The 15034-nt window shown below is 63.0% G+C and carries 18 protein-coding genes and 1 pseudogene; 13 read left to right on the top strand and 6 right to left on the bottom strand.

Annotated elements, in window-relative coordinates:
- Positions 1–87: 87 nt before the first annotated feature.
- From J2R80_RS26740 to J2R80_RS26710, 6 genes are all read left to right on the top strand, one after another.
- Positions 88–477 carry a PRC-barrel domain-containing protein gene (locus tag J2R80_RS26740; protein ID WP_076834372.1) on the top strand — a complete coding sequence of 130 codons (390 nt, stop codon included), beginning with the start codon at positions 88–90 and terminating at the stop codon, positions 475–477.
- A gap of 512 nt (positions 478–989) precedes the next feature.
- Complete coding sequence (locus J2R80_RS26735) at positions 990–1445, top strand: Hsp20 family protein (protein ID WP_057020733.1); 456 nt, start codon at positions 990–992, stop codon at positions 1443–1445.
- A 90-nt stretch (positions 1446–1535) separates the two neighbouring features.
- Entirely contained in the window at positions 1536–1859 is a 324-nt protein-coding gene (locus J2R80_RS26730) for a hypothetical protein (protein ID WP_076834374.1), read from the top strand.
- 9 nt (positions 1860–1868) lie between these two features.
- A complete protein-coding gene (locus J2R80_RS26725) occupies positions 1869–2165 on the top strand; it encodes a hypothetical protein (protein WP_253639739.1) in 297 nt (98 codons plus the stop codon).
- Entirely contained in the window at positions 2162–2344 is a 183-nt protein-coding gene (locus tag J2R80_RS26720; RefSeq protein ID WP_057020734.1) for a hypothetical protein, read from the top strand. Before J2R80_RS26725 ends, J2R80_RS26720 begins: the two co-directional genes overlap by 4 nt.
- Positions 2345–3109: 765 nt before the next feature.
- Positions 3110–3283 carry a hypothetical protein gene (locus tag J2R80_RS26710; protein ID WP_225158918.1) on the top strand — a complete coding sequence of 58 codons (174 nt, stop codon included), beginning with the start codon at positions 3110–3112 and terminating at the stop codon, positions 3281–3283.
- A gap of 331 nt (positions 3284–3614) precedes the next feature.
- On the opposite strand, the gene J2R80_RS26705 is transcribed toward J2R80_RS26710, so the two are convergent.
- Complete coding sequence (locus J2R80_RS26705; protein ID WP_076834407.1) at positions 3615–3872, bottom strand: DUF3551 domain-containing protein; 258 nt, start codon at positions 3870–3872, stop codon at positions 3615–3617.
- A 185-nt stretch (positions 3873–4057) separates the two neighbouring features.
- Here J2R80_RS26705 and J2R80_RS26700 point away from each other — a divergent pair, with 185 nt between their 5' ends.
- Positions 4058–4438: a hypothetical protein gene (locus tag J2R80_RS26700; RefSeq protein ID WP_141341081.1), complete on the top strand. Its 381-nt coding sequence runs from the start codon at positions 4058–4060 to the stop codon at positions 4436–4438.
- A 245-nt stretch (positions 4439–4683) separates the two neighbouring features.
- Here J2R80_RS26700 and J2R80_RS26695 read toward each other — a convergent pair whose 3' ends face one another.
- The 4 genes from J2R80_RS26695 to J2R80_RS26680 form a co-directional block, all read right to left on the bottom strand.
- Positions 4684–4905 (bottom strand): hypothetical protein, encoded by a 222-nt coding sequence (locus J2R80_RS26695; protein ID WP_050384934.1) that lies wholly within the window; start codon positions 4903–4905, stop codon positions 4684–4686.
- A gap of 20 nt (positions 4906–4925) precedes the next feature.
- Complete coding sequence (locus tag J2R80_RS26690) at positions 4926–5156, bottom strand: hypothetical protein (RefSeq protein WP_016845011.1); 231 nt, start codon at positions 5154–5156, stop codon at positions 4926–4928.
- Positions 5157–5375: 219 nt separating this feature from the next.
- Positions 5376–5894: a transcriptional regulator LdtR gene (ldtR, locus tag J2R80_RS26685; RefSeq protein ID WP_018271925.1), complete on the bottom strand. Its 519-nt coding sequence runs from the start codon at positions 5892–5894 to the stop codon at positions 5376–5378.
- Between the two features lie 662 nt (positions 5895–6556).
- Positions 6557–7018, bottom strand: a complete 462-nt coding sequence (locus tag J2R80_RS26680) for a DUF6163 family protein (protein ID WP_016845013.1) — start codon at positions 7016–7018, stop codon at positions 6557–6559.
- 212 nt (positions 7019–7230) lie between these two features.
- On the opposite strand from J2R80_RS26680, the gene hemB reads away from it, so the two are divergent.
- The 3 genes from hemB to J2R80_RS26665 all read left to right on the top strand — a co-directional run bounded on the left by hemB (position 7231) and on the right by J2R80_RS26665 (position 9902).
- A complete protein-coding gene (hemB, locus tag J2R80_RS26675) occupies positions 7231–8295 on the top strand; it encodes a porphobilinogen synthase (RefSeq protein ID WP_076834380.1) in 1065 nt (354 codons plus the stop codon).
- Positions 8296–8481: 186 nt separating this feature from the next.
- Positions 8482–9039 (top strand): RDD family protein, encoded by a 558-nt coding sequence (locus J2R80_RS26670; protein WP_057020739.1) that lies wholly within the window; start codon positions 8482–8484, stop codon positions 9037–9039.
- Between the two features lie 86 nt (positions 9040–9125).
- Positions 9126–9902 (top strand): arginyltransferase, encoded by a 777-nt coding sequence (locus tag J2R80_RS26665; RefSeq protein WP_076834382.1) that lies wholly within the window; start codon positions 9126–9128, stop codon positions 9900–9902.
- Here J2R80_RS26665 and J2R80_RS26660 read toward each other — a convergent pair.
- Positions 9899–11272, bottom strand: coding sequence for an Nramp family divalent metal transporter (locus tag J2R80_RS26660; RefSeq protein WP_076834384.1), 1374 nt, complete (start codon positions 11270–11272; stop codon positions 9899–9901). The two genes, J2R80_RS26665 and J2R80_RS26660, sit on opposite strands and share 4 nt — an antisense overlap.
- Positions 11273–11393: 121 nt before the next feature.
- Between J2R80_RS26660 and J2R80_RS26655 the strand changes: the two genes are divergently transcribed.
- The 3 genes and pseudogenes from J2R80_RS26655 (at position 11394) to J2R80_RS26645 (ending at position 14940) form a co-directional block, all read left to right on the top strand.
- Positions 11394–12524 carry a PspA/IM30 family protein gene (locus tag J2R80_RS26655; RefSeq protein WP_253623801.1) on the top strand — a complete coding sequence of 377 codons (1131 nt, stop codon included), beginning with the start codon at positions 11394–11396 and terminating at the stop codon, positions 12522–12524.
- Positions 12521–13183, top strand: a complete 663-nt coding sequence (locus J2R80_RS26650) for an OB-fold-containig protein (RefSeq protein WP_076834388.1) — start codon at positions 12521–12523, stop codon at positions 13181–13183. The genes J2R80_RS26655 and J2R80_RS26650 overlap by 4 nt, the downstream gene beginning before the upstream one ends.
- 3 nt (positions 13184–13186) lie before the next feature.
- Positions 13187–14940, top strand: a pseudogene (locus J2R80_RS26645) (flotillin family protein).
- Positions 14941–15034: the final 94 nt, after the last annotated feature.

The following is a 15034-nucleotide window of genomic DNA, read 5'->3' as shown; positions in this document are numbered from 1 at the left end:
ATTCTTTGGGCCGTGCCGGCGATCATCGTCATCGGCGGCGGTATCTACCTGTTCGGCCATCTTCACTGAAGGCGAGGAGTTTCACTTATGAAGTACTTAGCTATCGGCTGCATCATGGCCGCAGCGTTCGCTACCGCCGCGCATGCCGCAACCACCATGCCCGCCGCTCCGGCGGACAGTTCGACCATCACCAATTACTACAAGCAGAATGTCTACGACCCGAAGGAATCCAAGATCGGGACGATCGACGACGTGCTTGTCGACAAGTCCGGCAAGGTGACCGGTCTCGTCGTCGGTGTCGGCGGCTTCCTCGGCGCCGGCGAAAAGGACGTGATCGTGCCGTTCACGGCCGTCAAGTCTCAAAAGAAAGAAGACAAGTGGTGGCTTACGCTCGACGAGACCAAGGACAGCCTGAAGGCCGCACCTGGTTTCAAATACGATCGCGCCAGCACGACTTGGAAGCCGGAGAATAAGTAGCATCGACGCCCCGTCTGCTCGCTCAGAGCAGACGGGGCGCTATTCACGCAAGTGATGGCGGCCCTATCCAAGCTCGCCGGAACGGACCAGGGTCGCGCAACGAAACGGCCCCAGCACCTTTGGGGGGGCCCGGAGGCCGGTGCTGGGGCCGGTTGCCTGATCCGGGGCTGAGCTGTTGGAGCCAGGCAGTCCAATCGATCAACGCCCCCGCGGTTCCGGCATTAGCCTATGTAAATCGGCGACCTAATTTTCCACCGGCATGTCTTGTCTGCAACAGGCCTCCCTCGAGCGGCGCTGATCCGCCGCCGCTTCAGCCGCGGTTCTGACGCGGAGAATCAACCGCAAAAATTTTTCGGTCGGGTTCTTGACACGATATCTCCGGTTTTTATTTTCTTTCGCGCCAGCCCCCAACGCGGAGGCTGGGGCCTGGTCGCCCCTCGGGGCCAGGCGAGACGGGCACCGGTCGTGTCCGGTGCCGTTCATATCCATCTTGCTCTATGGAGGATTTGGCTATGCGCACATACGACTTCTCTCCCCTGTTCCGGTCGACCATCGGATTCGACCGGCTCTTTGATCTTGCCGAAGCAGCCCACCGGGCCGGCGAAGATCACTACCCGCCCTACAACATCGAACGGCTGTCCGAAGACAGCTATCAGATCGTGCTCGCGATCGCCGGTTTTGCGCCGGATGAGATTTCCGTCACGGCAGAGCAGAACGTTCTGACTGTCGAAGGCGTCAAGGTCGAGAAGGCCGAGCGCGAATACATCTATCAGGGCATCTCGACGCGCAGATTCAAGCGCCAGTTCAGCTTGGCCGACTACGTCGAGGTCAAGAGCGCGGCGTTCGACAACGGGCTTCTCAGGATCGAGCTGGCGCGCGAAGTGCCGGAGGCGATGAAGCCGCGACGCATCGCGATCAACGCGGCATCGAACACGGCGCCCCGACAGCTCGAAAACGTCGCCGCCTGAGATTGAACCGGCGAAGCCGCGTCCGACGAACAGGTCGCGGCTTCGTCTTCTCACTCTTCTCAGCAACTCGTCTTTCGAACGGAGGTATCCATGCGGCCGACGACCGCGCCTGCTCATAACGTTATTGGCTTTCATCTGCCGATTGGCGATCACCACCAATATGGGGTCCCGCACGATGTGGTGCGGGATTCTCGCCTGAGCCTGGCCGAGAAACGCGCTCTCCTGGCATCCTGGGCCTCGGACGCCCGCGCTGTAGCGTCCAATCCCGCTTTGCGCGCACCCAAGGGGCTCAAAGCGCCCGTTCCTGTCAGCGACATCCTCGAAGCGCTTCGCGCGCTCGACAGCGATCCGCACCATCCGCCAGGCGGCCGGCCTGCCCGCCTGCGCTCCGTCGACCGCTGCCTGGCTGCATAGGAGCGCGAGATGACAGTACCGAAGCAGGTCATCGACCGCCTCGAGGGACGCTGGCGGTCAAGATTTGGACAGGCAAGGCGCCGGAGCTCAGAACTGTTCGACCACCGGCTTGAACAGTTGCGCGCTCATCGCAACAATATTCATCGGTATCGGCGATTGCTGCAGACCCAGCTCTCCGACCTCGAGCGCGAATTCATCGAAAGACGGCTGTCCGAAGAAACCACGGCAATGCAAGGCCTCGCGGCCGACATTCCATCCCTTCCCTCCTCGTTCGATCGCGCAGCTTGCGAGGAGATCACGCCATGAATGGGCTGCAACAACTGCTGATAAGAGGCAGCGAAAAAGTCATCGGTCACTATCAATTCCTGCTGGATAGCGCGACCTCGGAACAAGAGCGCGAACGCTATCGACGGAGGATCGAGGAAGAACGCCGGATACTAGGCCGGTTGCTCGACGATTCCGATCGGTCGTCACGCGCGGCGTGAGCGATTCATGGCGGCGGGAGAGCAAATCCGCTCGTGATGCCCGCCGCTCGCCTCGCGCGAAGGTCGCAAAGCCACCCCGCGTGCCTTCGAACCATCAAAGGACGCGTCCGTTATCCGGAGGCTTGGTACGCATCCGGGAGAGGTTGCCTTATGTATCGGATCTACTATTTCGCTGTCTTCCTCGCTGTGACCGGCGCAGTCTTTGGCTCATTGGTCACGCTGGAGATCTTTCATTCCATGGGTTCCGCCTAACGATCCCGATCGAAGGTCTCGGATCGGAGCCCTGGTTCGGAATTTCACCCTAGCAAAAGCCAGGCCATGGAGGCGATGAGAGCCACAAGCGACACGGTCGCAGCGCTGACAAAGGCAATCTCCACACCGTCGATATGGTGGTGGTTTGTATGCATTGAGCGTCCTCCTAGATGGGTGCCCGCGGACCTTGAGACAGTAGCCACGCCGCCAAATTGGCGGTGGTTTCGTCATGCCGCGCCTGCCTCAACAGGGTCTCTCGCTCTCGACAGGGAGGAAGGTTCTTGGCCCGTTGACGTAGCCGTTCGGCTTCTTGGGCAAGGCGTTTTTCAAGAGGGAAAATCTGCCTAACCCGGCGTCGTCGCTTCATGGCTCCTCTCTCCAACGCTGACGTTTGGCTGCCCCGAAAGCAAAATCAAAAAGCCCGGGAAGCCTAAAAAGTTCCTGCCAGCTTCGCGTCAATGAGATCAGACGGATGGAACTGGCGAAACGGCATGGACGTTACAGGGCATGGGCATGGCCAAGGACCTGAAGAAACAGGCCAAGACCGCCGAGCAGGCGGCGGTGCGGACGGCTGACGAATTCGCGGCCGAGCAAATGAAGAGCCTCGCCCAAGCGTTCCGGGCTCAGGCCGAGGTCGTCAAACGAAACAAGAAAAAGAAGAAAGATGAGCTTCACCGTAAAAGCTAGGTGCAAGTTTGGAGAGATCGTGCACCGTCGTGGCACGGCCGAAGCGGCTCTACGCAAGGCAAAAGAGCTTTCACGGTCGCAGTGTTACGACATCCACATCGTGACACCTGAAGGCCGAGACTACGACTCGTCCGAGTTTGGGGATCTTCCCCGCACGCCACTGGCTGTGCGCGTTGCTCAGAAAGGCCACACCTATCCATAGGGCAGGAGAGATTCCATAGGGCAGGAGAGGTTTCAAAAACGGCAGGCTCAAAAAGCGGCCCCGGCTAACCGCATCACCCTTAGGGTGCGCCCTTCCCCAACCGCCTCGCGCGCGCCATAGGCGCGACAATCAATAGCGGTCGCGATATCCCCGCCGCTGCTGCCCATATGCGGCACGAGGATTGATCCCGCAGGTCACGTTCCTTCCGGAAGCTGACGCGAGACACTGGGCGCGGGTTTGGTACATGCAATCGCCGGGATAGCCGACGCCGCGCCCCTGCACGCACCAGCGATAATCCCGGGCGCTGGCTGGGCTCACACTTGCCAGTCCTGCAACGCCGAACGCCAGGACGAACGCCAGGACAGCGAATAGGACGGTTGCGCGCATGATCGGGTCCTCGCAAGCAATCGAGGACCAACGGAGCGGCAAGATTAGCGTTCCCTTCGATAGTGGCCGGCCGGTTAGCAAGATCGCAAGCCGCAGCCGGAGCGGCCGCGCCGAGCGCGAGCGCAGGAACCATGCTCCGTTGGGTCGGTTGTCGGAAACCATCCATCCCACACAAGTCAATCGGCATGCCGTCACGACTGCTTTGGTTTTTAGGGTTTCCGGTTCTGGTTGTTCTGGGTGGTTGCGGCGATCAACTCGAGTGCGATTCAATCGAAACCCGGAAGGCCGTGCTCCAGACCATCTCCAACGATCACCGCAATCCGCTTGTCAATTTCGCCGCCAGGGAATCGACGGCGAAGCCCACCGCGGAAAACGCAAATCCACAATACCTCCTCGGTGAAAAGATCGTCACGACCTCGGCAAGTGAGGACAAGCGAACATTGCAATGCAGCGGCGGCATCTCGGTTTCCGTGGGCGACATCAAGGCTTCCAAGGAAGTCGAATTCACCGTGCAGAAATCGAGCGACGGAAAGTTGGCGGTTTCGGTTGCTCCATTTCAGTTTTGAGTTGCGACAAACTCAGTGTCGTCCTGGCGAAAGCCAGGACCCATTACCCCAAATCACTATTGTTGCGCGACGCTGGGGCCGCGATCCCGCTCATCGCCAAATGCGGTGGTTATAGGTCCTGCTTTCAGGACGACGATCGTGCGCGAGGAACCTGCACCGTCATCGCGTCGTTGCGAGCAAAGCAAATCGCCGCCGAGGAAGCCTTGCCGACGACGCGGAATCAGACCGCGAAGCCAGGCGCGCCGCTACAGCCCGGTATAGCCGGCCTTCACGTGGTCGGTACTACCGTCGAGCTGGCGCAGATAGGTCAGCCCGCACACCGTCAACCGATGCGGATCGCGCTCGCCGGCGTCGAACAGCGTCTGCACGTACTCTGTCACCTTCGCCCGCGCTTCCTCGCTCGCAGCGGGCGTGCGGTTGAGCAGCAGATCATACGTCTGCATGATCCGATCGATAGCGGCTTCCATTGAAGTCTCCGGGTTGACGCTCAGGCGACCACCAGCGTCTCGGCCTCGAACTTCGCGATCGCCTTGTTGGCGAGGCGGAGGCGATTCATCTCACCACGCTGGAACAGCTTCACGATGATGCCGAGCAGGCGCTCATTGGTGGCGAAATTGTCGGGGATGGCGCCGGATTTGCGCAGATAGTTCGAGGCGATCGCGTAGGCGTCACCGACGACCTCGACATTCAGCACCTCAATCCCGCGTTCGAGCAACATATCCCTGCCTCTCCGTTGGCTAACGGATAAGCCGCAGGGAACGCCTTGGTTCCTCGCCGGGGCCCATTTATTTTCGCAGGTGCAGCATGAAAAACGCATCGGCCGGGCATGACCGATGCGTTGACTGGAGCAAGGTTGGACCGGAGCAAGGCTGGACTGAAGGAAGGCTGCCGGTCTTCTCGCGCGGCCGGCTTGGCCATCAGGCGAAAACGGGAAGGCTCAGAGGCGATACAGGATCTGGTCGGTCCAGAACCGCTCGAGGCGATGCAGCGACTTGTTGAGGCTCGCGAACTCCTCGTTCGAGATGCCGCCGACCTGCTCCACCGTCTTGACGTGCTTCTGATAGAGTGCGTCGACGATCTTGCGGACCTCCTGGCCCTGCGGGGTCAGCCGGATGCGGACCGAGCGGCGATCGACGCGCGAGCGCTGATGATCGAGGAAGCCGAGCTCGACGAGCTTCTTCAGATTGTAGGAGACGTTGGAGCCGAGATAGTAGCCGCGGGTGCGCAGCTCGCCGGCGGTCAACTCCTTGTCGCCGATGTTGTACAGGAGCAGCGCCTGCACCGAGTTGATGTCGGCGCGGCCACGACGATCGAATTCGTCCTTGATGACGTCGAGGAGCCGGCGATGCAGCCGCTCCACCAAAGTCAGGGCTTCGAGATAGAGCGGCTGCACCGGAGCTTGACCGGTAGCGCGATCAGCGGCATCCGCCGCCGTTGTCGCAACGGCTTTCATCATGACACTTCCCCTGTTTGTCGTTTTTATCGACTTTATTCGACGAAACTTGTGTCCCGCCTGATAGGTCCAACGTAAGGGGGCCGTTTGAATATCCGCTTAAATAAGAGAATAAAGAGATCATGAATTTAAGACAGTGAATCGTGGATTAAGCCCATGGATCAAAGGCTTTTCGCAACTTTTCATTGACGGTGGCGGACCCTTGTTCACGCTTCGTCTGCCTGCCCTGTCACATTCGGAAACAGCATCGTCTGAATTCGAAACGGTGGCGTAACGGGTATGAGGGAACCCTTTACGGTGACCGATCGGTTACCGGAAAATTCTTTGAAAATTTTATCGGAGTGCAGCGGCGGGACGTGCACGCGATGCGCGCAGCGGTGCCGATCTGTTGTGGGGGCCAGACCGGTTCCGCCGTCGGCCCGCGCAAAGCCGGCCGGCACACGCGCCGAGGTCCGGTGAAATGGGCCCCGACGGCAGGTCCCGTAGAGACGGTCCCGCAAGGGAGTGTCTCAAACGGATGCGATCTGTCGGCACCCACCTATCAGAACCAGCAGAGCTGTCTTCTCGTTGCGCGCACGGCTGGCAAATATTGCCGGCCGCGGCCGGCTATTCGTGGCGCTGTCGCCACGGGGCAACAGTGCATCAGGCCATCGCTGCACGCCGGCCTATGGCGGGCGTTCGCGCGCCGACATCCAGGCCAGCGCGAGATAGGCGGCGAGCATCAGCGCCTCGAGCCCGACCACGGTGAGACTGCCGCCATAGATGCCGGGAAACATCAGCTCGATGACCGCCATCGACACCACGGTGGTCAGCCACACCACGGCGCCCCAGGGCGTCGCGAGCCAGAGCCCGACGGCGGCGACGAGCTCGATGACGGCGAAATAGATCGTGGCGGTCTGCCAGGCCATCGACTGGTTCTCGAAGGCCTCCTCCTCGCCGCCGACGAAGCCGGTCACCTGGGCCCAGTGATAGAGGCCCTTGGCGACCGAGACGACGGCCATGATGCGCAGGAAGATGACGAGGCGCCGCGTCCACGCATTGTCGTCCGGCTCGATCCGGTCGGACGAGATCGCGCTCACCGAGATGGCATTGTCCCGCGCCTGATCGCGTGCAGAGGTGTCAGACATCCGAATCGCCGCAGAGCGGCTGCAAAATGGGGTTCATGGGCGCAGTCTTGGCCCGCCGGGGACGCAAAATCAATTGCCGTTGCGGCAAATCAAGGGCGCCACGGATGCAATAGCGGCGCAATGACGGCGGCCCTGACAGGTGCTAGAAACGGACTTATATCAGGTCCAGACCTTATCAGGTCCAGAATGCCGTCCGTCGAGGAGAAGAAGACATGGCGATCAAATTCGGGCGCCCGATTGAACTGCGTGATGCGCCCCGGCGGCAGAGCGATGCCCTCGCCTCCCCCTCGCTCGACCTCACGATCCGGATGCGGCGCAACCGCAAGTCGGAATGGGCCCGACGCCTGGTGCGCGAGAACGTGCTGACCAGCAATGACCTGATCTGGCCGATGTTCGTGGTCGATGGCCACAACACCCGCACGCCGGTGGCCTCGATGCCCGGCGTCGACCGGCTCACCGTCGACCAGATCGTCCGCGACGCCGAGCGCGCGGCAAGGCTCAACATTCCCTGCATCGCGCTTTTCCCGTTCACCGAGCCGTCGCTGCGCGACGAGCAGGGCTCGGAGGCGCTCAACCCCGACAATCTGGTCTGCCAGGCGGTGCGCGCGATCAAGAAGGAGTTTCCCGACATCGGCGTGCTCTGCGACGTCGCGCTCGATCCCTTCACCAGCCATGGCCATGACGGGCTGATCGAGGACGGCAGGATCCTCAACGACGAGACAGTCGCGGTGCTGGTGAAGCAGGCGCTGACCCAGGCCGAGGCCGGCTGCGACGTGATCGCGCCGTCGGACATGATGGACGGCCGGATCGGCGCGATCCGCGAGGCGCTCGACGACAACGGCTTCGGCGACGTGCAGATCATGTCCTATGCGGCGAAATACGCCTCCGCCTTCTACGGCCCGTTCCGCGACGCGATCGGCTCGGCCAAGACGCTGACCGGCGACAAGCGCACCTACCAGATGGACAGCGCCAATTCCGACGAGGCGCTGCGCGAGGTCGAGCTCGACATCGCCGAGGGCGCCGACATGGTGATGGTGAAGCCGGGCATGCCCTATCTCGACATCGTCCGCCGCGTGAAGGACCATTTCGCGATGCCGACCTTCGTGTACCAGGTGTCCGGCGAGTACGCGATGATCGCGGGCGCCGCCGCCAATGGCTGGATCGACGGCGAGCGCGCGATGATGGAGAGCCTGGTCGGCTTCAAGCGCGCCGGCGCCGACGGCATCCTCACCTATTTCGCGCCGAAGGCCGCCGAAAAGATCAAGGCGGAGAGCTGACGGCCGCCGCCCGTTATTGCGACAAGTGGATCGCTTCGCTCCGCTCGCAATGACGGCGTGAAGGTAGAACCGCTCAATCCAGCCCCCGAATCGCCGGATTATTTCGGCTAGTTAATGTTCGCGCAGGCTTGGCGAATGCGCCTCCTGTTCCCATGTCCTGCGCGGGACTTTCATCGGAGGTTGGTCATGTCTTACGGCAATGACGGCGGCACCTGGCGCAACGAGGCCTGGCGCAACGACGGCGGCGTTCCTCCGCATGCGTTCGACCCAATGATGCAGCCGGACCTGTTCCGCGGCGTGCTGACGCGACGTGTCTTTGCGTTCCTGATCGACCTGTTCGTGCTGTCGGTGCCGGTGATCCTGGCGGTGATTTTCATCGCGGTGTTCGGCCTCGTCACGCTCGGTCTCGGCTGGGCGCTGTTCTGGCTGGTCTCGCCGGCCTCGATCGTCTGGGCGATCGTCTACTACGGCGCCTCGATCGGCGGGCAGCACTCGGCCACCATCGGCATGCGCATGATGGATCTGGAACTGCGGACCTGGTACGGTGCGCGCGGCTATTTCGTGCTCGGCGCCACCCATGCGGTGCTGTTCTGGGTGACGATCTCGTTCCTGTCGCCGCTAGTGCTCCTGATCGGGCTGCTCAACGGCCGCCGCCGGCTGCTGCACGACATCGTCCTCGGAACCGTCATTATCAACAGCTCGGTCCGGACCCCCGTCGCCCCGGCCGCGCGGACCTCCTATTAGGCCCGCCTAAACCAATTGACCGTTAGCCTCAGGGGGGCGATGCTCACTCGGCTGCCTGTATTGTTTGTGGAGCCCGACGATCTGACGTGACCCAGCATTCGCGTGATACTCCCCAGTTCTATTTGACGGCGCCCTCGCCTTGCCCGTATTTGCCGGGCCGACATGAGCGGAAGGTTTTCACGCACCTGGTCGGCGACAAAGCGGGCGATCTCAACGACTTGCTGACCCATGGCGGCTTCCGCCGCAGCCAGTCGATCGCCTACCGCCCAGCCTGCGACCAGTGCCGGGCCTGCGTCTCGGTCCGGGTGATCGCCAACGAATTCCGCCCCTCCCGCAACTTCCGCAAGGTGCTGGCCCGCAACGCCGACATCATCGGCGAGCAGCGCACCGCGGTGCCGACCTCGGAGCAATATTCGGTCTTCCGCGCCTATCTCGACCGCCGCCACCGCAATGGCGGGATGGCCGACATGACCGTGCTCGACTACGCCATGATGGTCGAGGACAGCCATGTCGAGACCCGGATCATCGAGTACCGCAAGCGCAATGGCGACAGCGCCATCACCGGCCGCGGCGACGAGCTGATGGCGGTGGCGCTGACCGACGTGCTCAGCGACGGGCTGTCGATGGTTTATTCGTTCTTCGAGCCCGGGCTGGAGGCCCGCTCGCTCGGTACCTTCATGATCCTCGACCACATCGCCCGCGCCCGCCGGCAGGGCCTTCCTTACGTCTATCTCGGGTACTGGATCGAGGGCTCCAAGAAGATGGACTACAAGGGCCGCTTCCTGCCGCAGCAGCGGCTCGCGCCGTCGGGCTGGCTGCGCGTCGACGCATCAGGCGAGGTGCTCGCCGAGCCGCAGGACTAGCTGCCGAAGAACGTATCGATCAGCAGCTTCACGTTCAGGATCACGATCAACCCTGCGACGATCCACGCCGCCACCGCGACGGGGCGTGAGATCGCGAACGCGCCCATCTTGCGTTTGTCGGACACGAACCGCACCAGCGGGATCACCGCGAACGGCAGCTGCATCGACAGCACGACCTGGCTGAACACCAGCAGCTGCGCCGTGCCGCTCTCGCCATAGAGCGCGGCGACCACGATGACAGGGACGATCGCGATGCCGCGGGTCACCAGCCGCTGCAGCCAGTCGGGCAGCTTGAGGTCGAGGAAGCCCTGCATCACGATCTGGCCGGCCAGCGTCGCCGTCACCGTCGAGTTGAGGCCGGAGGCGAGCAGCGCCACGGCAAACAGCGTCGAGGCGATGCCGAGGCCGAGCAGCGGCGACAGCAGTTCGAACGCCTGGTCGATCTCGGCGACATCGGAATGGCCGCTCTTGTGAAAGGTCGCGGCCGCCAGCACCAGGATCGCGGCATTGACGAACAGCGCCAGCATCAGCGCGATGGTGGAATCGGTGGTCGCCCATTTGATCGCGTCGCGCCGTCCCTCCTCGGTGCGCGGGTAGGCGCGGGTCTGCACGATCGAGGAGTGCAGATAGAGATTATGCGGCATCACGGTGGCGCCGATGATGCCGATCGCGATGTACAGCATCTCCGGATTGGTGACGATCTCGCGCGACGGGATGAAGCCGCCGAGCACGGCGGCCACCGGCGGCGCGGCGGCCGCGATCTGGACGACGAAGCAGACCGCGATGACGATCAAGAGCGCGATGACGAAGGCCTCGAGGAAGCGGAAGCCGCGATTCATCAGGAGCAGCAGCAGGAACGCATCCAGCGCCGCCAGCAGCGCGCCGCCGATCAGGGGAATGCCGAACAGCAGCTTGAGCGCGATCGCGGTGCCGATCACCTCGGCGAGGTCGCAGGCGATGATCGCGGCCTCGCAGGCGAGCCACAGCAGCAAATTCACCGGGCGCGAGTAGGTCGCGCGGCAGGCCTGCGCCAGGTCGCGGTCGGTGGCGATGCCAAGCCGCGCGGCAAGCGCCTGCAGCAGGATCGCCATCAGGTTGGAGAGCAGGATGACCGACAGCAACGTGTAGCCAAACTTCGATCCGCCCGCGAGGTCGGTGGCCCAGTTGCCGGGGTCCATATAGCCGACCGAAACCAGATAGCCCGGCCCGGCGAAGGCCAGCAGCCGCCGCCACCACAGGCCGCCTGACGGCACCGCGACGGTCGCGTTCACCTCAGGCAGGCTGCGCACATGTCCGGCATCGCCCCGCCAGCCACTTGGCACGGCATTGGGAACCGAAACGGAAGACAGTTCAGGGGTCCGAGCATCCATCCGACAAGGATGGCCGATCTGTCCCGTTATTGCAACTCATTTGCAACTGCATCTAGGCTCACGAAAATGATACCAACCGCCCTTCTTGTAAAGCACTGAGGAAGTGCTTTACGTTAGATGCATGATTAAGCTGCCCGTCGAGACGCCCACCGCAACCCTGCGTTACGCCCTCGCCCCTGACCCTTCAGGCATCGAGGCGATCGAGGCGACCTTTGCGGCCTATGACCGGATGATGGCGATCCTCGCCGAGGTCGCCCCCGTCGGCGCCAACCTCGTCTCGCTGCACGCCCAGGCCTACGAGAAGATCCGCAAGGAGACCGGCCTCCCCGCACGGCTGGTGACGCTCGGCCTGCGCGACCGTGCCAATTACATCGCAGGCGCCGCCGTCCGCCGGATACCGCTCGACGACAAGTTGTTTGCGATCAAGGGCCCAACTTCACTGACCATTAGCACTGTTAGCGGACGCGTCTTGGTGCCGTTCGATGTGCCGGGATATGTCTCAGGCTGGGAAAGCCCCTTCCCGGCGCATTTGATCTCGGATGGACGCGGCTACGAAATCCACATCGCCGTCAAATCGAAATCAGCACAACCGGAGGAGAAGACCATGCTTCACGAAGGCATCCTTGCGCGCATGGGCCGGCTTCTTGCCGCCATCGCGAGCCAGACCATCGACAATGTCGAGAACAACAACAAGGTCGCGCTGGTCAAACAGGCGATCCGCGAGATCGACGCCGGCGCCGACGAAGCGCGCTACGCGCTCGGCAAGTCGCGCGCCGAAGAATTCCGCCTGAAGAAGCGGCGCGAAGAACTGGATACCGAAACGACCAATCTGAACGAAAAGATTCGTCTCGCACTTGCGGAAAATCGCGAGGATCTCGCGCGCGCCGGCGTTGCACGGCAAATTGATCTGGAGTCGCAGGTGATCGCGCTGGAACGCGCGATGGATTTCATCGAACTCGAAATCGACGAGCAGACCAAGGCGCTGCAGGCCATGCTCGGCGCGCGCCGCGAGGCGGAGACGCGCTTGGCCGATCTCGAACAAAGCCTGATCCGCGAGGCCCAGGACGAAACCAGCCGGGGCCCATCGACGACCAATACATGGAGTGCTGAGCGCGCCATGGCGGCGATCGCCCGGGTCACCGGTGTTCCCGCCTCCAGCGTGCTCGGCGACAAGGAGCTTGACGAACTCGATCGCCTGCATCGCGAAAAGGAAATCGCGGCGCGGCTTGAAAGGATCAAGTCAGAAAAATGAGTGCAGTTGGCGACATTCTGCTCGCCCCCGACGTGCGGCCCTTCGCGGTCGCGGCCGCGATCATGGTGGCACTTGGCGGTATCGAACTGCTCAGCACCATGATCGGACTTTCGATCAGCGAATTGATCGGCAAGGATTTCGCGGTCGAGGCCGAGAGCCACAATGCTCTCAGTGGCCTGTTTCTCTGGATCAACGCCGGACGGCTTCCCCTCCTGATCCTGATCATCCTGATCCTCGGCATCTTCTCGATCGGAGGCTTCCTGCTTCAGGGACTGGCGCATGCCGCAGGCACCGCCATCCCGGTCTCGCTTGCCGCGGTGGTTGCTGCCGCAGGCAGCATCCCCGTGATCAGAAATACCAGCCGCGGCCTCGCCCGCGTCATTCCGCGCGACGAGAGCTATGCGGTCAACGACAGCGACTTTGTCGGCAAGGTCGCAACCGTGTCGGTCGGCCCGCTCGATCAGGGCCTGCCCGGCCGGGTCCGTCTCAAGGATGTCTTCGGCAACTGGCACACCGTGTCGGCGCGTGCCAGCGCGGAGTCCGAGGCATTGCCGGTCGGCGCCAGCGTGCTGCTGGTCGATCGCGATGCCAAGGGCTTCATCGCGATTGCCGCTCCAGCCGACCTCGTCGAACAACAACGATCTTCCAACAGGGCATAACACATGTGGGAACTTGCTGTACCCGTCGTTATTGGCGTCATCGTCATCCTCGTTATCGGTCTCCTGTTCGCAAAGCTCTACAAGCGCTCGACGCGCGATGAGGCCTATGTCCGCACCGGCCTCGGCGGCCAGAAGGTGGTGCTCGACGGCGGCTCGCTCGTGCTGCCGATCTTCCACTCCACCGCCGCGGTGAACTTGAAAACGCTACGGCTCGAGTCGCGCGCGGCGGCCCGGACTCGCTGATCACCAAGGACCGCATGCGCGTCGATATCGGCGCCGAGTTCTATCTGCGCGTCAAACCCGACGCGTCGTCGATCGCGCTCGCGGCGCAGACCCTCGGCAACCGCACCAATGACGCGGCCGAGCTGCGCGAGCTGGTCGAGGCCAAGTTCGTCGACGGCCTGCGCTCGGTCGCCGCGACCATGAACCTCGAGGAATTGCAGGAGCAGCGCGCCACCTTCGTCAAGGCGGTGCAGGACGCGGTCGGCGCCGACATCCAGAACAACGGTCTCGAGCTTGAATCGGTGTCGCTGACGAAGCTCGACCAGAGCGACATCAAGCACTTCAACCCGAGCAATTTCTTCGATGCGCATGGTCTCACCACGCTGACCAAGATCACCAAGGAGCGTGAGCAGGAGCGCAACCAGATCGTCCGCACCACCGAGGTCAACATCGCCCAGCAGGATCTGGTGGCGCGGCAGACCACGCTGACGATCGAAAGCACCAAGCGCGAGGCCGAGCTCGCCCAGCAGCGCGACATCGCCAACAAGACCGCCGCGATGCGCGCGCAGACGGCGCAGGTCGAACAGACCGCGCTGCAGAACGAGGCCGAATACCGCATCCAGCAGGAGCTCGCGGTCGCCAACAAGCAGACCGAGGCCAACCAGGCCCGCGACACGCGCAAGATCGAGGCCGATCTCGCGGTCAAGCGCCGCAACACCGAGATGGAGCGCGACCTTCAGATCGTCGCGCAGGAAAGCGCGATCGCGGTCGCGGCCAAGAGCAAGGAGCAGTCGGAGGCCCAGACCATCGCCGAGACCGCGCGTGCCGTTGCGATCGCCGCCGAGGAAAAGGTCACCACCGCCCGCGCCACCGAGATCGCCGAGCGCGACAAGATCATCAACGTGATCGCGGCGCGCAAGGCGGCCGAGACTGACGCGATGCCGATCACGGTGATGGCCGAGGCGGAACGCCAGGCCGCCGCCAACAAGGCGGAAGCCACCAACGTGCTCGCCAAGGCCGATGCGGCGGCTGCCACCACCCGCGCTGCCGGCGTCAAGGCGCTCGGCCAGGCCGAAGCCGAGGTCGCGACGATGAAGGCGGAGGCGCGCAACAAGCTGAGCGCCGACATGATCGCCTACGATCTCAACCTCGCGCGGATCAACGTGATCCCGAGCGCGCTCGCCGAGGCGGTGAAGCCGATCGAGAAGATTTCCGACATCCGGATCTTCGACACCGGCAGCATGCTCGGTCGCGGCGGCGCCAACGGCCACGCCAACGGCAATGGCGGCCTCGGGCTCGGCGACGGGCTCGCCGCGCAGCTGCTGTCGGTCTCCGCATTCAAGCCGATGATCGACAAGATCCTCTCGGAGGCCGGCTTCCCCGCCGGCTCCGACGCACTCACCAGCCTGACCAGCGCGCTGGCGCAGCGCAAGGCCGAGGTCGCCGAAACACCGACGGTGGGCATCGAAAGCGCGCCAACCGCGCTGGTCGGCACCATTACGGGCCAACTGGCGCCTGCTCCCAAACCGCAGTGACAGCTTTCAGCCAAGTCTGACTCTGGAAGAGCCCGCCGATCCCCTTCGGCGGGCTTCTGCTTTTGGCGTTATCGGGAAACGGGTGGGATCGGGC

The organism is Bradyrhizobium sp. USDA 4541, from assembly GCF_024171085.1.
GTDB lineage: Bacteria > Pseudomonadota > Alphaproteobacteria > Rhizobiales > Xanthobacteraceae > Bradyrhizobium > Bradyrhizobium australafricanum.
The sequence above is the reverse complement of the archived record's forward strand: the minus strand, read 5'-3'. Positions and strand labels throughout refer to the sequence as shown.